General features: G+C 61.3%; 18 protein-coding genes, 1 pseudogene and 1 riboswitch. Of the genes and pseudogenes, 4 read left to right on the top strand and 15 right to left on the bottom strand.

Going from position 1 to position 20,623, the window contains the following annotated elements:
- Positions 1-204 precede the first annotated feature (204 nt).
- The 10 genes from AWB67_RS26955 to AWB67_RS26915 form a co-directional block, all read right to left on the bottom strand.
- Positions 205-963 carry a hypothetical protein gene (locus AWB67_RS26955; protein WP_087659268.1) on the bottom strand — a complete coding sequence of 253 codons (759 nt, stop codon included), beginning with the start codon at positions 961-963 and terminating at the stop codon, positions 205-207.
- A gap of 129 nt (positions 964-1,092) precedes the next feature.
- The gene (locus AWB67_RS26950; RefSeq protein ID WP_087659267.1) at positions 1,093-4,506 is read right to left on the bottom strand and encodes a UvrD-helicase domain-containing protein; all 3,414 of its coding nucleotides are present in this window, start codon (positions 4,504-4,506) and stop codon (positions 1,093-1,095) included.
- Positions 4,503-7,157: a PD-(D/E)XK nuclease family protein gene (locus AWB67_RS26945; RefSeq protein ID WP_087659266.1), complete on the bottom strand. Its 2,655-nt coding sequence runs from the start codon at positions 7,155-7,157 to the stop codon at positions 4,503-4,505. The genes AWB67_RS26950 and AWB67_RS26945 overlap by 4 nt, the downstream gene beginning before the upstream one ends.
- Before the next feature lie 76 nt (positions 7,158-7,233).
- On the bottom strand, positions 7,234-8,643 hold the full coding sequence (locus AWB67_RS26940) for a PD-(D/E)XK nuclease family protein (RefSeq protein ID WP_087659265.1): 1,410 nt from the start codon (positions 8,641-8,643) through the stop codon (positions 7,234-7,236).
- Between the two features lie 148 nt (positions 8,644-8,791).
- Positions 8,792-9,025, bottom strand: a complete 234-nt coding sequence (locus AWB67_RS39735) for a hypothetical protein (protein ID WP_125477688.1) — start codon at positions 9,023-9,025, stop codon at positions 8,792-8,794.
- A gap of 100 nt (positions 9,026-9,125) precedes the next feature.
- A complete protein-coding gene (locus tag AWB67_RS26935; RefSeq protein WP_235025339.1) occupies positions 9,126-10,265 on the bottom strand; it encodes a putative molybdenum carrier protein in 1,140 nt (379 codons plus the stop codon).
- A complete protein-coding gene (locus tag AWB67_RS26930) occupies positions 10,262-10,963 on the bottom strand; it encodes a hypothetical protein (protein ID WP_235025338.1) in 702 nt (233 codons plus the stop codon). The genes AWB67_RS26935 and AWB67_RS26930 overlap by 4 nt, the downstream gene beginning before the upstream one ends.
- A gap of 55 nt (positions 10,964-11,018) precedes the next feature.
- Positions 11,019-11,858, bottom strand: coding sequence for an SIR2 family NAD-dependent protein deacylase (locus AWB67_RS26925; protein WP_235025337.1), 840 nt, complete (start codon positions 11,856-11,858; stop codon positions 11,019-11,021).
- Between the two features lie 94 nt (positions 11,859-11,952).
- Positions 11,953-13,449 (bottom strand): hypothetical protein, encoded by a 1,497-nt coding sequence (locus AWB67_RS26920; protein WP_235025336.1) that lies wholly within the window; start codon positions 13,447-13,449, stop codon positions 11,953-11,955.
- Between the two features lie 191 nt (positions 13,450-13,640).
- Positions 13,641-14,648, bottom strand: coding sequence for an SIR2 family NAD-dependent protein deacylase (locus tag AWB67_RS26915; RefSeq protein ID WP_235025335.1), 1,008 nt, complete (start codon positions 14,646-14,648; stop codon positions 13,641-13,643).
- A 357-nt stretch (positions 14,649-15,005) separates the two neighbouring features.
- Here AWB67_RS26915 and AWB67_RS26905 point away from each other — a divergent pair, with 357 nt between their 5' ends.
- Positions 15,006-15,554 (top strand): hypothetical protein, encoded by a 549-nt coding sequence (locus AWB67_RS26905; protein WP_125477687.1) that lies wholly within the window; start codon positions 15,006-15,008, stop codon positions 15,552-15,554.
- 63 nt (positions 15,555-15,617) lie between these two features.
- Here the strand turns inward: AWB67_RS26905 and AWB67_RS26900 are convergent, their stop codons facing one another.
- A complete protein-coding gene (locus AWB67_RS26900) occupies positions 15,618-16,271 on the bottom strand; it encodes an NUDIX hydrolase (protein WP_087659260.1) in 654 nt (217 codons plus the stop codon).
- A gap of 95 nt (positions 16,272-16,366) precedes the next feature.
- Here AWB67_RS26900 and AWB67_RS26895 point away from each other — a divergent pair, with 95 nt between their 5' ends.
- From AWB67_RS26895 to AWB67_RS26885, 3 genes are all read left to right on the top strand, one after another.
- A complete protein-coding gene (locus tag AWB67_RS26895) occupies positions 16,367-16,900 on the top strand; it encodes a YbjN domain-containing protein (RefSeq protein ID WP_235025334.1) in 534 nt (177 codons plus the stop codon).
- Positions 16,901-16,988: 88 nt separating this feature from the next.
- Positions 16,989-17,897: an ADP-ribosylglycohydrolase family protein gene (locus tag AWB67_RS26890; RefSeq protein ID WP_087659259.1), complete on the top strand. Its 909-nt coding sequence runs from the start codon at positions 16,989-16,991 to the stop codon at positions 17,895-17,897.
- Between the two features lie 73 nt (positions 17,898-17,970).
- Entirely contained in the window at positions 17,971-18,384 is a 414-nt protein-coding gene (locus AWB67_RS26885; RefSeq protein ID WP_235025333.1) for a hypothetical protein, read from the top strand.
- Here AWB67_RS26885 and AWB67_RS26880 read toward each other — a convergent pair.
- The 4 genes and pseudogenes from AWB67_RS26880 to AWB67_RS26870 form a co-directional block, all read right to left on the bottom strand.
- Entirely contained in the window at positions 18,318-18,776 is a 459-nt protein-coding gene (locus AWB67_RS26880) for a hypothetical protein (protein ID WP_125477686.1), read from the bottom strand. The genes AWB67_RS26885 and AWB67_RS26880 overlap by 67 nt on opposite strands.
- A gap of 69 nt (positions 18,777-18,845) precedes the next feature.
- Positions 18,846-19,292, bottom strand: a complete 447-nt coding sequence (locus tag AWB67_RS26875) for a hypothetical protein (RefSeq protein ID WP_125477685.1) — start codon at positions 19,290-19,292, stop codon at positions 18,846-18,848.
- Between the two features lie 190 nt (positions 19,293-19,482).
- On the bottom strand, positions 19,483-19,656 hold the full coding sequence (locus AWB67_RS40915; protein WP_159964950.1) for a hypothetical protein: 174 nt from the start codon (positions 19,654-19,656) through the stop codon (positions 19,483-19,485).
- Between the two features lie 95 nt (positions 19,657-19,751).
- Positions 19,752-20,180, bottom strand: a pseudogene (locus AWB67_RS26870) (DUF3293 domain-containing protein).
- A gap of 28 nt (positions 20,181-20,208) precedes the next feature.
- Positions 20,209-20,313: riboswitch (SAM-I-IV-variant riboswitch) on the bottom strand.
- Between the last annotated feature and the right edge of the window lie 310 nt (positions 20,314-20,623).

Below are 20,623 nucleotides of genomic sequence, written 5' to 3'. Positions count from 1 at the left end.
GGCAAAAGCGCGTGCAGGCGAACCGCCTTGGTTTCCATACGGCTTTTCATGTGATCGAGGAATTGCCGGATGGACGTTTCTTCCAAGGACGGAAGATGCATGGCAGTGGCGAGGATGCAGTAACGATCGTACAAGCGGGCGGGTCTCCGGAAATGAACGAATTGCAGTGTGCACCCTGGTCGGGACGTCTTGCGTCCTCAGGTTTCAGCGCTTCCTGGAAGGACCCTTGCGAAAACTCCGGGCATCGAATGCATGCTGTGCGATCCGGTCCTTTTCACTGATGCCGATAGTCGGGTTCGACTCCGGAGTAAGCACGCCGCCCCAGAACATGTCGAGTTCCTGAAAAGCCTCGGCCGCACCGAAAAGCCGATAGAACTGGATATCCTTCAACGGCGGATTGACCTGCAAGATGGACTTTTCGAAGCGGCCCCCGATACGCAGGACGACGATGGCAATCCTGTTCTCGATGCTCCACTGCATGAGCTCCGCACTTCCCTGTTGACTGAAATAGCGCTCCAGCCGATCGGTCAGCGTTCCGTTGGCAAGCGGATTGTCATACTCGAAAAGCGACTCGCGTTTCTTCCTTAGCCTTTCTCGTCCTAGCAGAGCTTCGAGATACTGGCGCGCTTCAACTCCGTCATAGAAGACCCGCTGTTCGATTTCGTTCGGTTTCACATCAGCTACGGCCCTCGCCGCGTCGCCATGCAATCGGTGAACACGCAGCGCCTTATAGACGCGTCCACAGAAGACGACGAGACACGCACTGAGATAGACGCTTTGGTTCCTGAGTTCGAAAGCGTCAGCGATGCCGGCGAGCTGACCATACCGGTCCCACACGCCATCACCGTCACGATCGAGCTTCAGTTCGCTTGTCTGCGGATTGCGGATAAACACGCGCGACGGGTCGCTGCCATGTGTCATCGCCGTGTCGTAATAGTCGTTGAACGGACTGCGAATCCTCAAACGTTTCTCCTTCGAAAGTCGGATAGGACGCAGTCTCTCAGACCTAGGGGACAGACACCGTCCGCACCATCTTCGCCACAGAAGCGAAAAAGGTGGCGCGGCGACATGAGCCGCCGCCCCAGGGCTGAATTACGTGATTGCGGCGGCCATCGTCGGCTCGACGGCGACTATAGCGCCTGTCGTCACGAATACGATCAGTCCGCGTTGCGCGCCCGTAATATCGAGGTACGCGCGCACCTGAGAACAATAGTGCTCCACGGTCCTTGCGTCGGGCCGAACGTCGCTCTTCCAGTCGATGACGACGACCGGGCGCCCGTCGGCTCCGAGCGTCAGGGCATCGGCGACACCGGACGTAGCAGTCTCACAGCTACCTTCCTCGATTGCGCGGAAGACCGGATATTCCGGGACGAGCGTCGCCCGCAATGGCGCGATCTCGGGCAACTTCAACGTACGGGTGACGCAGTCGGCGAGTTCCTGGGCGGAGATCGGGCGTGGGGCGTCAGCCGTCGCTAGCCGCGGGAACATGGCAATGAGCTCAGTCGCGCGAACGGCGAGCGCCGTTGAATCGTCGGCCGTTTCGCCGGTCAGCACTTCCTCGAAAAGCTTGTGCAGGATGAGCCCTCGCTCACGGCTGCCGTGGATCGCGGCGCCCGGACCTGCATCAAGCATCGTTACCATAGACTGAGATGTGTCCGGCTCCGTCGTCTGCAGCACCGGCCCCGACGTGCTCTCTTCGCGGCTCGGTGCAAGCCACAGGAGCTTGCGCTCCCTTTCGGCGATCGCCTGCGCTTCAGCCGCGAACATAGTACGCGTCTGGGGGTTTTCCGGCACGGCCGCCGCCGTCCGCACGGCTGACGCCAATCCCCCGACGTCGAGCGCGGGCAGCGCGTCGATGGCGAGATCGAGCAGTCCGATCCACGCATTTTCGGGCGCTTTCACATTGAGCCGCGGCAGTACGAGCAACTCGCGCGCACGCGTCGCGGCTACATACCATAGACGAATGCGCTCGCGGGCAAGTTCCGCTTTCTCGTCTTCCCGCGCCTCCGCATAGCCGGAGGGATCGATGCCCAGAACCGGGCACAGGAACGTGTCGGTCGCGCGCTGCGCGACGGCGCCATCAGCGGCTTTCACGCCCGTCATCGTGTTGACCGGAATGACGACGGGCCATTCAAGCCCCTTTGACGCGTGCATGGTGAGGAGCGCGATGGCCTCTTCCTGCGCGTCCGCGTGTCCTTCGACCGCCTTTTCCTCGTCCGACCAGGCAACAGTCATCGCTTCGGCAAATGCGCCGAGGCCGCGGACCGCGTAGGCGGCCGACAGACCGAGGTAGAGATCCACATTGGCAAGAGCGCGCTCGGCTTCGCGTCCATGACGTTCGCGCAGGATGTGGCGCACCCGCATTGCATCGATCGCCTGCGAAAGCAGATGGTGCGGCGTGGTGGCGTGGCTGTGTCTCGTGAGCGCTTGCAATTTGCCGATGACATCCTTTGCGAGCGGATGCGCGATGGCTTCCCGGTCCACGGTAAGATCCAGACGCGCGACCCGCTCCCCGTCGCCGGTGCGCGGCAGCGCCCATACAATATCGAGCAGTTCCTCGTCCGTGAGACCGACGAGAGGCCCGCGCAACAGCGCGCCAAGCGCCAGCGCGTCCTTGCGTTCAGCGAGGACGCGCGTAATCGCGATCAGGTCCTGAATCTCCTGACGGCGAAAGAAGCCTTTGCCGGCTTGCGTCGCCACCGGAATGCCACGGCGCTCGAGCGCCTCCTCGTAGCGCCAGAGATCGCTGCCCGTCGGCGCGAGCAAAGCGATGTCGCCTGGCCGGCACGCGCGCGCCTCACCCGTGCGACGGTCGAGAACAGTCCCGCCGCTCACGAGCCGCACGCACAAATCGCCGACGGCTTCCGCTTCTGCGTCGCGTTGCCGCGACGTATCAGACGCGCCGTGCGCATCTGGCACGGCGATGTCGATCGCGGCGACGCATGGCTGCTCGCCGCGATCGCCGTGGAAAGGATCAAGCGCAATGAACCCGGGTTGCCCAGTGCCGGAAAGCACGGCCTCAAAGCGCGCGTTCACATAGTCGAGAATGGGCGTACACGAGCGGAAGTTGGTAGAAATCGACAGCACGCTCTGCGGGTTCTGTGCGCGAAATGCGTCGCGCGCCTGCACGTACGCGCCGACGTCGGCGCCGCGAAAGCGATAGATCGCCTGCTTCGGGTCGCCGACAAGAAAGAGCGCGCCGGGCCGGATGCGGAACTGCGTCCAGTCCTTACTATCCGTGCCGACCGCCGGATCCGTGCCGACCGCCGGATCGCAGCACAGACGCCAGAAAATCTCCGTCTGAAGCGGATCGGTGTCCTGGAATTCGTCGACCAGCACATGGCGGTAGCGCTCGCCGAGCGCGCGGCGCACGGCGTCGTGATCGCGAAGCAGATCGCGCGCGGCGAATATCAGATCGTCGAAGTCGAGCAGCGCCGCGGTGCGCTTGTATTCGCGATAGCGGGCGAGGATCTGCTTCGCGTCGTCGATGAGTGCGGCCAGCGCACAGCTCGCAGCCGCCTCGCCGAGCGCGGTCCATGCCTCGTTGCAAGCCTGATAAAGCTCGCTGGCTTCCGCATTCAGCCGTTCACCGTCCGCCTGACTCAAGCCCTGCGCTCTTGCCGCGCGAACCCAGTTTTGTTTCTTGCGATAGGCGCGGAACCTGCCGTCTTTCGTGCAAACGGTCGCGTCGGGACGCGTGACAAGGATGCGCACCAGTGCAGCGGGAGCCGCAGTGTTTGAATTCGACGCAAGCGTCGTGGCCAGTTCCTTCAAGTGGTTCGCGATCTGCGCCGTATCACTCTCCGGCCCGGGAGCGGCTTGCACAAAAGCGGCGAAGGCGGCCGTTGCACGTAAAAATATGTCAAGGCGGACCGCGAGCGCGGGTGGCGTAGCGGCGCGCAGCGTGCGCCGCCGTCGCAGGCTCTCCGCAATTTTTGTCAACAGCGTCACCGTCTCGGCGGGCTTTTCCATCACCATTTCGGTGAGCACACTCGTCTGCGCGCCGGCGAGGCGTTCGCGCAGCCAGCCGTCGACGATTTCGCCGAAAACAAGATCGCCCTGATTGCGCACCATGACGCTCGCGCCGGGATCGAGATCCGCTTCGATGGGATACGGCTTGATGAGGCGTTGGCAGAAGCCGTGGATGGTCGAGCAGGTGATTTCGTCGATGGCTGCGGACGACGCGGCGAGATGGGCGAGTTGCACTGACGACAAGCCGTCAGGCAGCGCGATCCGCAGTTCGGGCCCGATCCGCCCTGCCGACAGTTCAGTGACGAACTCGCGTACGCGCGAGAGCAGCTCGCTGGCGGCAAGCTCGGTGAACGTGACCGCGGCAATGGTGCCCGGCGCGGCGCCGTTGGCGAGCATGAGCGCGATGCGCCCCGCCATCACAGCCGTTTTGCCCGAACCCGCACCTGCTTCGACGAGGAGCGACAAATCGTGAACGCACATCGCGATGCGGCGGGCATGATCGTCGCGGAGCGATTGCGTCTTGCCGTGTGTCATTGTGCCTCCCAGACGGCGGAGAAGTTGGCGAGCCCGATGGCGGCGGCTTGCGCCTTGCGTTTGCAATAGGTCGCACTGGCGTTCGCAGGAAGAGCGAGCGCGAGGTCGTCGTATTTCGAGCCGGCATCGGGGCCGGGCAGAGCCGCACCGGCAGCGAAGCTCGCTCGTGCAGCCTTAAGCCAGCTGGCGAGCTCGCCGAGCGCGGCATCAACGTCGTCGAGAACAAGATTGCTGGCGTCGCGCGGATAGAACAACGACGCGCTGACCCACGTATCCCCGCCCAGGAGCACTTTCACGGCGAAGGCGTAAAGACAGCGCTGCAGTTCGCTGCCTCCGTTAAATCTGATGCCTTCCTTGGGCGTGCGGCCGGTCTTATAGTCGCGAACCGATGCGCCGCTGCGATCCCTTGCAATGTCAAGCCGATCGATGTAACCCTGGACTCTGAATCCTGTGCCGGGAATCGCTACGGGTGCCTGCGCGTTCCAGTAAGGCGGAAGACCGGCGTCGGATTTCGGCGCAGCGCCTCCGAAGGGCACTTCTCCGTAGGCGCTGGCGCCCGGAAGCAGGTCGTCGCGCCAGTTCAGCGCGACGCAAGCCAGCTCACGCGCCTGATCGAGCGCTCGCCGCCAGATGACGGCCGGCGGCAGGGCCCGCTCGTTTTCCCATTCCTTGGCAACGGCCATTGCCGCGCGCTCCACGGCTGCCGCGACGGCAACGTCGTCCGAATGCGTCACGCCATTTTTGCTCTCGAGATCGCGTAACGCGACATCGAGCACTGCGTGGACGAGATTTCCTGTGTCGAGTGCGTCGAGTATCAGTGGTTCAGCGCCGCTCTTCTGCTCGCGCCAGCTCAGCGCATAGATCCACAGATACCCTAGCGGATTGCGCAAGAGGTGCCGCAGCGAACTGGCCGACTGCGTGCGCCCGAGAACGTCGACCACGAGCGGATGATCAGCGCGAACAAGACCATCGTGGGCGGTGATGTCGGCGCGGTGCCAATCGGTCCAACACGCCCGCGCGCTGGTCGCCTGCAGCGATCCTCGGAATTCGGCAGGCCTGCCCATGAGCCGGTCAGTCTCGCTGAATGCGTGGACCGGCGGGCTATAGCGGGCGAGGAGCGTCTCAGTGTCAAACCCGTTCAGGAGCGGGCTGCGTCCCAACTGGCGCCCCTCGCCATTGCGACGCGCGCGCGACAGTACAATCTGTTCGGCTGTGGTCGACAAAATGGTTTCGAAGTCGAGGCGATCCGCGGCGCTTACGGGAAGCGGATTAAACTCGGCGGACGGGATGATGTGTTCCGGAATCAACGGGTCTTCGGCATTGGCGCGCGGCCATTGCGAGGCGTTGAGGCCAAGCAGCCGCACATAGCGGCGCGGCGAAGCCGCGAGCGCGCCGGCCGGCATCCACGCGACGCTGACGGACGCCTCGCGCTCGTCGCTGCACCTCGCACGTTCCAGCGTCACATCGATCGACGCGGCGGGCCCGGCGAGCAGCGCTTCACGCCAGATCGCGAGCGCGCGACCCTTGAGCATGGCTTCGCCGATTTCGCCTGCTGCGTTGACACCGCCGGCGAGCCGTTCGACGAGCGCCAGCAAGGCCGCGCCGCGATCCTGACCATCTGGCCAGTGCTCGGCCTTCACACGCTCGAGCAAACGCTCCCACGCGTCCAGCGACGAAAGAGGTGCATCAGGCGGCAAGATTCGCATCCAGCCTTTCGGCAACGCGTCGAACAATGCCGCGTCCTTGCATAACACGGCGAGACGGCGCAGCCGCGACTGCGAAAGTCCGCGCGCGACGATCTCAGCCAATGCCGCGGCCGCCTGCCCGTCGCGTGTCGCAACGCTTGGCACGCCGTGGACGAAGTGCAGATTGGGATTGGCGTCGGCGCTCAAGCTCAGGAAAAAGTCGTCGTACTCCGCCGTCGACGTGCTCGCGATTGCGATCTCCGAGGCCATGGCTTGCCCGGACGCGAGCAGCCCGCGCACCCAGCGCATCGCTTCGATCGCTTCGTGCAGCGGCGTGGCCGCGCTCACAGTAGTAACGGCGGGCGTCGCGCGCGGCGCACGCGAGATAGCGATATTGCTGCCCTCGAGCCACTTTGGCGTCGCACGCGGGCCGGCGGACCATCGAATCGGCACATGCTTCGCAATGGCCAGCAGCAGTGGACGCCAACAGGGCGCCACATCCGTTTGTCCGGCAATTTCCACGTTGCCGAGCACAGCGCTCGCGTGCTCGATGCGCTGCATGGCCGCCGCAATGAGATCGGCCGGACGCATCATGCCAGGCGCGAGCTGCGCGAGCACGGCGAATTCGAGTTTCGCCACCGCGTCGATGCGCGGATGAACGTGTGCGCGCGCCGCTAGATCGATGCCGGCGAGCCACGCTTTCTGTAAAGTCTGCGTGGCGGCATCGATCATGCCGGGCAGCGACTTGACGCTTTCCAGTTCGCCGATTTCGGTGACGAGCAACGCCGCCTTGAGCGCACCGCGCAGGGACGCGGGATCGATCTGGCGAGCGAAGCCGCCCGCGAGGCGCGCCGCTGCCTGCTCGATCGTCATGACCTGCATGCCGTGCCGTTGCTCACGTGCTGCCGCAAGACGGGCCGTGCGCGCGGCAAGGCCGTCCGGCACTATCAGTGTAGTGCGAGCCATCAAGGCTCCTCTCAATGTCTTAATGAAAAAGCGCCGGCCTGTGTGCGAGGCCGGCGTGTCGCGTGCCTTCGATGCCTTAACCGCGGAAGCGATCAAGGAACGGCTCGATCTCCTTCGACGTTTTCGCGACGAACCGATTGAGCTCGTTGGCGAAATGCCGCATATCGAGCGCCTCGATGTTGCATGCGATGGGCAGGCTCACGAGCGACTGCACTTTCTCGTTCAACTGAGGCTTGGCCACGTTCTTCGAGAAGAGACGCGGGAAGTCGACCGCGCGCTGTGGATTCTGCATCTCCCGCACCATTGCGACCCGATGTTCGCGATAGATCTCATGCTTGTACTTATCCTCGTGGAGGTGCCAGACCTGAAGCGCGACGAAGACGCGCTGCGGCGTTTTCGAGTCGTTGCGGATCTCGTAGAGCACGCGCGGCAAGCGCGGATCCGAAGGCTCGACGATCTTCGGGAAGCGCTCGGGCCAGTCAGCGACTATGAAACGCAGATAAGAATTGTCGTCCTTCACGGACAGGAATCCCTGCGACGTGATCGCTTCGTGAATCATCCTGGCCCGCAACTCGTACCCGAGATCGACGTCTTGGAGCAAGCGGTCCAGCAGCGGCTTGTTGCGCTCATAAAGCACGATCCAGTTCGCATGTTGCTCGGCATTCTGGCCGGAAGACGTCCTGATGACTTCCTTCAGGCGGCGCAATGCCCCGGCGTGGCGCGTCGCGAGCTCCGAAAGATGCCGTTTGACGATGCCGTTTTCGTCATCGGCAATCTCGCTGAGAATGTCGAGATAGCTTGCGAGAAACGCGTGCTGTTGGTCGCCCAGCTGAGCCGATGCGCCGGACGCGTCGAGCACAGTGCGCAGCGGCTGCGCGACCGCCGTGCTCCATTGGGCGTTGATCCAGCCCACGCGTTCGAGCTCCTGTTCGTCGATTGTGAGATACACGAGCAGCAGCTTTCGCCCGGTTACTTCAGCCCACCCGTGGACCGTCCGGCGATAGTCGTTGAGCTGCTCGTCGCCTTCGCCTGCGCCGATCTTGGCTTCGACCGCGACGGCCCAGCCCTGTCCTTCCATGAGCACATCGATGCGGCGCTTGTCGCGCTCAGTGGCGTTCGCCGAACCATCGAACTCCGCGTCGCTATCGAAGTTGGGCATGATGCGATTCCCCTTGATCTTTCGCATCTGCAATTCGGAATGCACGCGGACAATCGCGTCGTTGTCGGTCTCGTAGCGCAACAGTGTGGTGTGATCGCCAGCGGCCTCGCACACGTTCTTCAGGAAGCCGCGCAGGAAATGATCGCCGAGACCGTGATTCTCGCGGGGATCGAGCAGCCACGCGAGCGTCGTGGTGTGTTTTAGCTCGCGCTTTTCGGCCTTGAGGACACGAAACGGATTGAACGATTTCCAGCGGGCCTGCAAGGCAACGGCGAGCGGATCGTGCAGCACATCGAGGAGACTTTTGATATCGGCGAAATCGGGCATGACGTTGTTCTTGTTCTCAAGATCGTAAGTGATGAATCAAGCTGCTGTGGCACCGGACGCGACGCGCCCATCCGCCTCCTCCGAGATATCGGCATGAAGTCGACAATCTTGAACCACATCGTGAGTGTGGCGGACTACAAGGGGGGTATCAATCGATGGCCCAGCCGTTTTCGATGAGCGCGGTCACGGACGTGAAGACATGGACGTCACAACTAGCGCGATCCGCAACGAGATAGCTGCCGGATTCAGCGTCGCCGGAAGCAATCCCGAAGCGGCCGTCAACGTGCTTCAAAGGGATCATCACGGCAGTTGAGCAGCCAACGTGTTGTAGGACATCCCGCGTTTGTTTCAATAAAACGTCCGACCAGTTCTTCGGGGCCACGTCCTACTCCTGTTAATCTGGCTAGCCGGACTCACCCAGCGTCACATGGCTCGCAGACTTGCACTCGCAAATGCGCTGTCATCGAAAAAAGTTTTGCTCGTCAAACATCGACGAGCACTGCCTTAATACCGCTGACAAGCTGCCTCCCGACACCATCCTCCTCCAGCAACCGACCGAATTTGGCGAGATGAGCCCGGTCCTCTTCCTCCAGGCGCGCGATCAAGTTCAAGCGCTGCAACTCGCTTTCCGGCAATTCGACAAGCGTGTCCGCGGTCAAGCCAAGACTTTGTAGGACATCAGGAACCGTCTTCTGTTTTTTTTCGGTGAGCCACCGACTCGCCAATCTTGTGATCTGTAATAGGGGCACTCCTTGGAGCGCCGCGGCAAGGGCTCGCTCTTTGATGTCGTGGCAAAGGTTCATCATCGTTCTATGTTGCATGGTCTCCGAACCGGGCCATGTCGCTGCCGCTTGGTCGGTTACAAAGATCGCCCACGAGTTCAGGTTAGACAGAAACTCGCGCAGGCTATCGAGCGATACCTGTTGGATGCCGGGGGCTTCCGCCAGCCAGCGTCTCAAGACCCTTGCGTGGGCTGGCTGCAGCGCTTCGGTATCGAGCGCCTCGGGACTTATCGGTTTCGTCATCAGCGTGATTGAAAGCAGAAAGACATGCTTTAGCAATTCCACGAGCGCAGACATCAAGAGCCGGTCGTATCCATTCCCACAGCCATGGACCAGATCTCGGATCGGAACAAGCTCTGCGGTGCTGTCGAGCAGTCGGATAACTGCGTCCAACGACTGTCGGACGAAGATGCCAACATCGGGGGCAGTTGAATGTCGACTGCCAGCAATGTTGAGTATCCGTACCGGATAGCGTGACAGGAATTCAGCCAGTTTTTCCAGTGACTGCCCCGGAGTGAAAGCGATGCATGGCTTCTCGTACTTGCGCGCAAATTCGGCGGTTCGCCTTGAACCGCCTGTCAACGGCTCCGCCATCGTGAAGATGATCGTTGCGTCACTGTCGCGGACGTTCCATTCTGTGCGCTGAAGATACGACGCTGAAGGCGTTTCGATTAGTTGGAACCTCAGGTCGAGGACGCCTGCCTCGGTTCTTCGACCCTTCGGACACCATCCACCGTGCTCGACTTCGTTGTCAATCGCCCACTCCGATCCTGCTTGATCGGCGCCCGTCTGCCCTCCCGAAACGACTTTGAGCGCCTGCCGAACCAGTTCGACCTTCATTCGCCCCTCGCCATATCGAGACGTCGGCAGATACGCGATACGGCGTCTGCGTTTCGCTCGGTCAGATCGGATGAACTGACCGCTACGTGGAGCACATCGCGCAGCTGTGCCGCGCGCCGACGCCCATGTACCTTTGCCCCGTTTTTGAGCGCCGTATCGACGCCGTCGACGTCGCACGTGCGGCAGCACAAATCCAGGTAGGCGTTCCAAAAACGCTCGCGTGTCTTTGCAAGTGTGCGGTCAGAGTGGATTAGCCTTCGCTGCACTTCGGCATATCGGCCGTGGATATACCCACCGAGGAACGGAGGGCATCCGCTCAGACCGAGGGTGTCGGCCGTGGGCTCCGGGCCGGCCAACATACGCGGGTCATTCTCCTGTTCGCTTTCGAAACGGATGTCGAGCGCACCGAACGCCAGTTCCGGTTCGAGGTCGAACGGGCTGATGTAGCCGAGCACCGTTGCGAGCTTAATTTCGCGCGACAGTTTGCTGCGCACGAGGAACGAAAACATCGCGTCACGAAGCCGCCCGTCGAAATTGAGCGGCCGCAGTTCAGCTTCTTCGAGTGTCGGCTGCCAAAGCGCGTCGATTTCGGCAAACGTCGCGCAATCGTCGAGCTGGCTGAACCAGTTGCGCAGGGTGTGAGGTGTCAACCGAGAACTCCTAGACGATCGCAGAAATGCTGATGATGCATTCAGCAAGAGACACGTCGCGTCTCTTGCCGATGGCAGCTTGCGCCAATCGCGCGCCTTATATTCAGTTGCTCCAGCCGGCCTCAATCAGGCCCGCATCGAGCTGCCGGAGGATGTCCAGCGCACCGCCAGCGAAGCCGACGCCATCCTTGGGATTTGTGGCCGACTCACGCACGTTGATGCGGATCAACCGATGGCGCGCGTGTCGCTGGCTGAAGTTACGCACAGTTGGCAGCGCCTTGCCCGCACCGATTTCGACGACGACGGGGCGCTGCACGGACGCATACCAGGCCCGCAGGCGAGCCTCCTGCGCATTCGCATCGTTCTCGACCCAGCAGGCGTCCCAGAACATCAGGATGTTAGGGCGCGCGAGTCTGCCGCAATTCGGGCAATGCGGCATCCCGCCGACGATGCGCGCGGTATCAATATCGACGGTGGGTTTGAACTCATCCGCCGGCCACGTTCTTTGACTGCAGGCCGCCACGCACTGCAGTTGGTGGATGGTGCCGTGGCACTCATGGATGCGGCCCGGCGCGAAGCCCGCTTTCTGAAACTGACCGTCCACGTTGCTTGTGAAGACGAAGGCACCGCGCGACATCTGCGCGGCCCACTTCCGCAGGATCGAAAAGCCCTCGTGCGGCTCGGTTTCCCGATAGAGCCGCAGGCGATGACCGTAGAAGCCCCAGGCGAGTGCTGGGTCTTTTTCGAAGCGCTCGGCCGTCGCCATTTGCTCGAAATTGAAACCCTCGTGGCGGAGCGCCGGGTAGGCGCGCCAGAAGCCTTCTTGCCCCCGGAAATCGGGCAGGCCGGAATCGACGCCCATGCCAGCACCGGCCGTGATGAGCAGGCCGTCCGCGTCCTTGATCCAGGAAACCGCTTGGTCGACGTTCTCGGTTGTGTCCATCGTTGCTGCTTGCTCGTGAAGTTCAGGATCCAGTTTTCGGCCTACTGCCAGATCCGGCCGACGGCCGTTCCTGCTCCCGACTGTGCGTCGGCCTTCAATCGAAGCAGCCTGCGCAGAAATCGTCGCCGAAAAAACGGTTGAACAGTTGGGTCGGCTTGAACTTCCCGTCGAGCAAACCGAAATGTGTTCCTATTGCCCTGCCTACAGACAGCAGATTGTTGGCGGCAGCGCGAGATCCCGCAGCCCCGGAAGCGATTAATTGCTGCGCGCGGGACGCACCGTCTTCAAATCTACGGTAGACGCAACCCGTAAGCCCCGCACACAGCAGACAGACCTTCTCGCGTTCGTCGCTCGGGACGAACTCAAGATCACCACCATTCGCCACACGCAGCCCCTCTTCGCCGCCTGCGGCGATGAGGCGAACGTGTTCGAGACTGCGGTCGTGGCAATCAAATTCGCGCTCCTCCAGCGGGTAGCGATAGCTCGTGAAGTTCTCGGCTGTCGCCGCGTTCTCTTTATTCGGGTGATTCGTCAGCCACTGGCGGAATGCATCGTCACTGGCGTCCCCTTGTTCGCTCTCCCGATACCCGAGGTATTGGACGATGACCGTCTTGAAGGGATGAACGATCGGCACGCTGTTTCTCATTCTTCCCGTTCGGACCGCGGCGCCACCCGCCACCGGTTCAATCGGCCCGGCGGGCGCCGCCGTTGCATGCACCGCTGCACCCGCGTCGGGATCGATCTCGCGCGCGAGACAGCGCAAGTCGTAGCCAATCATAAACAGGGACGCTTCGAACGCGTGACAGCGCGCGGCCAGTGGATCGCGGTCGTCGAGCGATTCCAATGACGCGAACAACTGCGGATTACGTTGCAGCACCGATTGAATGATCCAGCCAGTTTGAACCTGCCAGCGCGCCCAAACGTGCTTTGGAGTAGCCCCGGTATAGAACTGCGGCGCCGCTAGGAGGCCCAGGCCCAGTTCCCCTGGGTTGCGCACCTGATCGCCGCGCGCCTCGCCCGAGGGGAATAACAGGCCATTTTCGACGTGCTGTTGCGGCGACTCCGTCTCGTGCCGGAAGATGGCAAAAAGCATCGCCAGCGCCGCCCCAACACGGCTGTCGTAAATGGGCGATCCTGTCGTATCGAAGATCGCGTGGATCTTGGTCATTCCGGAGTCGAAGCGTTCGACGTTCTCGGCCGTCAGTTGATCCGTATCGACCTCGCCATCGAGGGAGAACAGCGGCGCAAGCCCCGACAGGTAAGCGCATAACCTGCCCTCGTCCCGCTTACGCTCGATGAACGGCCTGGCTGAGCTGACGCCGCCCCATTCCAGGATGGCGAACGCCGCCGTGGCCGCGGCCGTTTCGTCTCCGGCGTCGACACTGGCACGCAGCCAGTTCCCCAGTTCATGCAGAGATTGGCGCGTGCTTTCCCAGTCGTGGGAAACGATCGTTTTGCCGTGCCGATTCGTGAACTTCGCGTTCCAGTAATAGCGCTGCAGCACTTCCTCGATGCCACGGACCTTCACGTCGAGGCCGCCGGGCACGGCTTTACTGGTTGCAAATTTCAGATGTATGTCGAGTTCGGGCAAGCGCGTCGCCAACCAGTCGCAGAATCGGTCGGCGGCTCCGCCTGGCCTAAGGAATTCTGTTTTCATCATGTTCTTGTTGGGTTGGACGGCAGTGGGAATGGGAAATATACCGACTAATACGCGACCAGTCACAGGCACAGAAGCGACCGGGCTTGAGTAGAAAAGTATGGTGATTCGGCGGACGCAATCTTTCAGCGTGACGTATCAACGAGCGGTGCATCCTTCAGCAAGGCCGCATTGATCTCCTTCAACACCGCGAGTGCGCTGCCGCGGAGGCCGATCGCCGTGTCATGGCCAACGTGTTCATCGTCGAGATTGATGCGAATCAGCGGCGCGCCAAACGTCTCTGCAAAGAGGCGGATACTCGGGACCGCCTGCCCTGCGCCGATCTCAACGACAACCGCGCGTTCGATCGCGGCGGCCCAGTCGTGCAGATGCGCCTGCTGTCTTGCGGTGCGCGCTGGAATCCAGGCGTCGTCCGCAAACAAGAGGAAGTTTGGACGCGCAAGTCCGCCGCAGTTCGGACAGCTGGGCGGCTCCGAGGCGCCGCTGTTCGATGCGCCCGCTGGCCAAAGCCGGTCCGAACAGGGCGTTGCGCACTGGAGCGTATGAATCGTCCCATGGCATTCGACGATCCGGTCTTCGGAAAAGCCCGCCGCCTGGAAGTGGCCGTCCACGTTGCTCGTGTAGACGAAAACGCCGTGGCGCTTGGTCGACGCCCATTCGCGAATTAGCTGGTAGCCGTCGTGCGGCACGCTATGCCGGCAGACGTCGAGTGCGCGGCCATAAAACGTCCAGGCCTGCGAGGGCTGCTTGGTGAAGCAGTCTCCCTGAGTCAACGAGCCAAGCTGACGTTCGCTCATACCAGCGGGCATGAGCGTGGTCCATAGACCGCCCGAGCCGCGAAACGCCGGCAACCCGGAATCGACGCTCATTCCCGCGCCTGCGGCGATGACGATGGCGTCCGCCGCGCGGATGAGTTGCGCGGCGCGCGCGATCCCGTGATCTCGATTCAGATTTTTGGCGTAATCCATGTTGGCCTCGGTGAGAGTCGTGCGACGTATCTGAAGGTCTCGAACGATATCGCCCTTAGAGGACAGGTCCCGTCCCTCGTAGATCCGGGACCGACATGGAGAAAACACAGAAACTGCGGCCGAAAGCATTTGCGCGTCCAGCCCTGACGGATCGTCGTGACGCAAGCTGCATCCGCTTCGAGCGACTCGCTTCATCCACGAAGCCTTCACGAAAATCGCCTGAACTGTCAACATAGCATCGGGCCGAGCCGCTGACGGCCGCGCGGCAGCGCCTACGGCAGCTTTAAGCTGAAAAACTGGCAACTGCGCGAGAACCCTTGCCATGCAAAAGATGACTTCAACGAGCACTGTTTTCGTAAAGCTTAAACTCAAGCCGGGGACGCTGGAGCGATACCGGTTACCGGACATCCCGTACCGCGTCCCTGCACCCTGCTTAAAGGAGGCCCTGCTTGACGGCGGGGACCTGCCGCTAGCCGAGATGTTGCGCGGGCTGCAACAGCAGAGTCGGGATGGAGAAGCGCAGTGGCAGCAACTCGAGCCCGCGATGCATTGAATCGCGAGCTGCTGGCGCCCGATGACCCTTGCGAGGTGATTTCAGCCAGTGGCAGCCATTGGTGGCTCGAGGTCGGCCGAGTCAATCTCAGCGCCGAGCTCATCACCATCCAGCGAGGCACCTCGCTGATCGCTGCGATCACCGCCCGAGGCGACAGGCGCTTACGAGTGGCAGTGTTTCGCCCATTGGACGCAAAGAGCGCGGAATACTTAATCGGACTGGGACAGGTGCCGCATCCTGAGCACGGTGTCTGCATGCGTGAGAACAACTGGGAGTACGCACTCGATTGCGCCGCTGGGAACGGCAACTACTACGCCGCCAACCGAGGCGAGGCGTACCTGTCCTACTGGGAAAAAGGCCTGGGCATCAGTTCCGACGGCACCGATGTGCCCGAGTGGCGGAGCCAAATGGACCTCGTTGCCCGGTCTGCCCCGCAAGTGGTCACAGAGTTAGACGTCTACTGCTCCCTGTCCGGGAATGATGACGCGAAACTTGTTGCGAACACTTGCGCAGGCTGAAAAAAAGCGGACCGCCGAACTCATTCAAGCGGCGCGTCCCACCGAGAACCTTGAGTCAATCGATCAAAAGCGAAATCCGTTCACCGCACGATACAACTGCGCGGGCCGTTGCGCGCCGTACACAAACTCCCCGGGTAGTTGCTCAATGCATAACTCGTCCTTCAACCGGCGACGAAACACGCTTTTGTCTAGCGGACGGCCGAGAATGGATTCGCACGTCTGCTGCAACTCGGTCAGCGTGAAACGGGCCGGCATCAGATGCAATGGCAAAGCGGCGCGAGACACCTTGTCGCGCAACATGGCCAGCGCGGCGTCGACCAAGTCGGCATGATCGAATGCAAGACCTGAACCCGGCGCATAAGCGTCGCGCCACTCGATCGCATCGGTCGCGCGGCCAGCGACGGCATGGACCTGATCGCTCGGCAGCAATGCGTAATAGAGCACGCTAAGTGACCATCCGCGCGGGTCGCGTGCCGCGCCGCTGAAGGTGGCGACCTGCTTCAAAAACGGCACATCGACGCCCGTTTTGCCCGACAGAACACGCTGCGCCGTCGCGTCGAGATGGGCGTCGTCTCCGGGATTCAATATGCCGCCCGGCAAAGCCCACTTTCCAAATTCCGGCTCATTGGCGCGCCGGACCATCAGCACGCGCAGACTGCGGTCCTGGATCGTAAACAGGGCGATGTCGGTGGTGACCAACGGAAAAAGTTTCTTCATCTGCTTAGTTGCAATCTGTCACTATGCGGTAATAGGATGCTAAGTAGTGTAATGCAACTAAGTAGGAAGCGCATGCGAAGACTGTCTGCGCTTCTATGAAACGACTCGAATCGGGGGATTTCTTGAAGAAAATCTGGAACGAAGACGACATTTCGCTGGATGCGCTGGCCGCGCATATCGCGGATTCGGGAGTCGTTCACGACGCAAACGCAGCCAGGATCATCTTGCACACGGAGTCCGGTCTCGCCTATCAGGTGACGGCTGACGAGAACAAGAAATTCATCCGCTTCACCACGTATTTTCCCGTCGCGCTACACGCGTCCGGTGAGCAGAAGCACGAGCTGGAGCACAGCCTCAATTCGCAGGTTTTCATGGCGTCGTTCTGGATCGACGACGACAACGATCTCGTTGTCGACTATCCGCTTCCTTTTGGCTATGGGCTGATCGCGGGAAATTTCATGGCAGTGCTGCATCGCTTTGCTTCCATGCTCGACTTCGTAGTCCGCGAAAAAAACGACGAGGGGCTGATTCTTCTCGGCCCGAACGCGGCTCAGACCCGCGACGAAGAGGAGATCGATCCGGACGACAGGTCCGTGCAAATTACCGAGAGCGCAGGCCTGCTGAATTGAAGCGTCGAAACGAAAAAGAACCGCGTCCGCGACGGGCGGGCATCACAAGAACAAGAACAATGCATCTCAGACGACTACGGGGTTGACAATGAACCAACTGGAAAGATTCGAAGGCTGTCTTCTGGGACTCGCCTGCGGCGACGCCGTCGGAACGACGGTCGAATTCAAGCCGCGCGGCAGTTTCAAGCCCGTCACCGACATGGTGGGCGGCGGCCCATTCGGATTGAGGCGCGGTGAATGGACCGACGACACATCGATGGCGCTTTGCATCGCCACGAGTCTCGTCGAACATCGCTGCTTTGATGCGCGTGACATCATGAACCGCTTCTGCCGCTGGATGGACAAGGGCTATCTGAGCAGCAACGGCTCCTGCTTCGACATCGGCGGCACAGTCAGCGACGCGCTTCACCGCTACAAGGACACGGGCGACGTCTATTCGGGCGCAGAAGACCGCTATTCCGCCGGCAATGGCTGCATCATGCGTCTGGCGCCGGTCCCGATGTTTTTTCATGCGGATGCAGCCACGGCCGTTCAAAAATCCGCCCTCAGTTCGCGGCTCCCGCACGGCGCGCAAGAATGCGTCGATGCAACCCGCCTGTTCGCCGCCATGCTGGTCAGTGCGTTCGGCGGAGCGTCAAAGGAAGAGGTCCTGAGCGGGCCGCATCTTCCCGTTGACGTATGTGCGAGCGTCAGGACCATCGCGGACGGCTCGTACTTTCGCAAGGACGAAGACGATATCCGCAGCTCCGGTTATGTGATCGACAGTCTCGAAGCTGCGCTGTGGTGTTTCGCATCCACATCAACATTCGAAGAGGCCATTCTTCGGGCGGCCAATCTCGGACAGGATGCCGACACGACCGCTGCAATCTGCGGTCAGATTGCGGGCGCGCATTACGGTGTCGGCGGCATTCCCCGGCGCTGGCTCGACGTGCTGGTGATGCGGGAGGACATCCGCAGCCTCGCGAATGCACTGGCCGCCGGTCCGCATAAACAATAAACTGAGGTCGATGCCCACGCCTCACGTGAGCGTCGAAGGCTTCGACACTCAAACCCCGACCGGGTGCATGCGAATGAACGCAGAAAGAACACAAGAAACGTCATTGCTGACCGGTTGCGAGCGATGCTGGCCCGAATCCGCCGAGGCCGCATGGAAGGCGCGAAGCGATCTGCGCGAACGCGCCATGTGGATCTACGAATCCCACTTCAACGTCCGCGGTCTGGAGTGCCAGCACTGCACGCGCAGATTCGTTTCGGTGTTCACCGAGAACATCGACTGGGCGCACGGCGACGACACGCAGAACTGGATGATGGCACCGGTCACTGTCAGTGAGTACCGCCGCTTGGAGGCGTTACTTGCATCTTCCATCGAAGCGGCGCTGCGCGTGGTGCCTGCGGCGCGCCGGAGCCTGTGCCGCCATCATCCGTCCGGCGACGATGCGCGGACGTTCTGGACGACCGGAATCGACATCGGCTTGCAGGACTGAACGGTTTCTGTGCCTCGTTCAGCGGTCCATTGCCTCCACGGCTCGCTCGAACGCCTGCCTGAAGGCTGAACCAGGACGCCTTCATCGAACGAAAAAGCGCCATCGCGGCGGATGAACTCCACGTAGTCACGGACGCTCAGGCAGAAGCTGCAGGCTTTGAAGTATCGCTTCGTCTCGCAGATCATAAAGTCGACGAACGCCGGCATCCGCTCGATCGCTTCATTCGTGTCGATCAGGCCTTCGCGCTCCGGCGCACCGAGAAGGTGGAACGGGTTCTCTTGATGTGCGCCGAATCCACACCAGCCAAACTTCGGATACCCGGTCCCCCCCCGCCACTCCGGATAAAGATCTTGTCGATGCGTGAAGATGCACTGATCGGTCAGCGTGATCATGAACACGCTCAGCACGAAATCCAGACGGTGACGCGGCGCGATTACCGCCAGATCCTGCGCGACGTTCGCCTACTCCGGACCGCCGAAGAATACAGCCGCCTCGTCCTTCATGATTTCCTGCGCGACAATTCTGTTCGGACGCGTCAGCCCGATACGCCAGAGGTCTTGCGGAAACGCTGTTGAAAAGTACGCTTGCATGGATTCAGCCGATGATCGAAAAAAGTCGGGGCGGAGCGCGATACAAGCGCTCCACATGGATATCGACAGGCGTGAGCTTTTCTTGATGAAGCGCCGGAATGCCATCCACTTTGGTTCCGGCCCCGTCCCTCTGCGGAAATGCGGCACGTGCGTCAAGGCGTCGTTCTCGCCTATGCAGTAGTCGCCGACCTTCGCCGCAATACCGAACCCTGTGTTGGTGTCGCTCACGATCCCGGTACTTCGGCCATTGTGCTCGACGGTCAGCAACACATCGCTGTCCACCACGCCATCACCATCGACGGTACGGCTCGCCGGCACGCCGGCGCGATAAACCAGCGCGGGCGGCGGGAGCGACTTCGCTTGCCGAGCGCGCCACAGCACCGTGCCGAAAAAGGGAGGCCGCGCCGGATTGCCGCTTTGTGTTGCGCATCATTCGGCATGAAATCGGGCGGCCTTTTATCGGGTACATTGTTTCGAGACATATTCAAGCTTCGATAGCACTGCGCAGTCAGCTAAAGCGGACACTGACGATAGCATGCGCCAATGGCTCGTCCTGTTCGTCGAGATCCCCGGTGACGGTAAGGCGGATCGGCTCGTCATCAAACGCCGGGCCAGCGAAGACAGAATGCCCAGTAATGGTTGCGTCATGCGTTTCTCCCATCCCCGTTGAATCGACGTTCACCGGCCTTCGGGGCAGAGGCATGGCGACGCTTTAGCAGTATTTATGAGTCGCGCTGCAAGTTGTGCTTTAAATCCGCGACGTGCAACAAAGGAAGGTTACCGCAAGAGGATCAGTCGGGGCACGGCGTCCACTGCCGACCAGACAATCGCGTTCTGACCGTACTTCGTGCCGATCGCCTTCGCTGCTTCGAGCGAAAGGCCAAGGACGAGAAAACTCGCTTCGCCGGGTCAGCCGTTCGACGGATGTTTGCCGATAGCTTCAATTGTGACCAGTCCACGCCGCTTCAGGTCCGCGGCCAGCGCCGCCGTACGCGCTGCGTTGGCCTCGGCACCGCAGTTCTCGCTGAAAGGGTTGCACGCCGTGAGGAAGGCGCTGCATGGCGTGTCATAGGTGCCGTGCAGCGCAGCCAGATGGGGATTGGTCTGTCCGATTTTCAGCGTCGTCGATGCAGCGTCGAGAACGATGTAGTCCGTCTCCAGATACGCCTTGATCGTCTCGCCGGAAATGTTCGAGTCGGAAAACAAAAAACCCTCCGAGAATGGAGGGTCGACGCTTGACCCGCTTGGTTTCTCTGTCAAGAGCCACATTCGCTTTCGCGTTCCACCTTGCCCGGGAAGCAGGTTGGCATGGGCGTCGACCCAATTCCGAATGTCCCTCGGATTTAAACACATGCCTCAATTGCTCGTCAAGCAGGCCTCCATCTGTTACCCGGACGTCGTCTTCAACGGGGGAAGCCGCAATTGGATTCTGTACGATAGCTACTGTCTGCATCCGTCACTGTTGACGTAAAACCCGACAAAAAGTCTGGGAAGTGGCACGATCTTTAGAAAAAGGTATGTGATGCCATGAAACCATTCGGAATCCTTAACACGAAACTCCTGGAATGCTTTGCAGTACGAGCGAGGCCAGCATCATCAATCTCGGCAGGATCAGTTCAAGCGGCGGCGACGTATTCCTGATCTCGCGC

It is taken from the genome of Caballeronia terrestris (genome assembly GCF_001544515.1).
Taxonomy (GTDB): domain Bacteria; phylum Pseudomonadota; class Gammaproteobacteria; order Burkholderiales; family Burkholderiaceae; genus Caballeronia; species Caballeronia terrestris.
The sequence above is the reverse complement of the archived record's forward strand: the minus strand, read 5'-3'. Positions and strand labels throughout refer to the sequence as shown.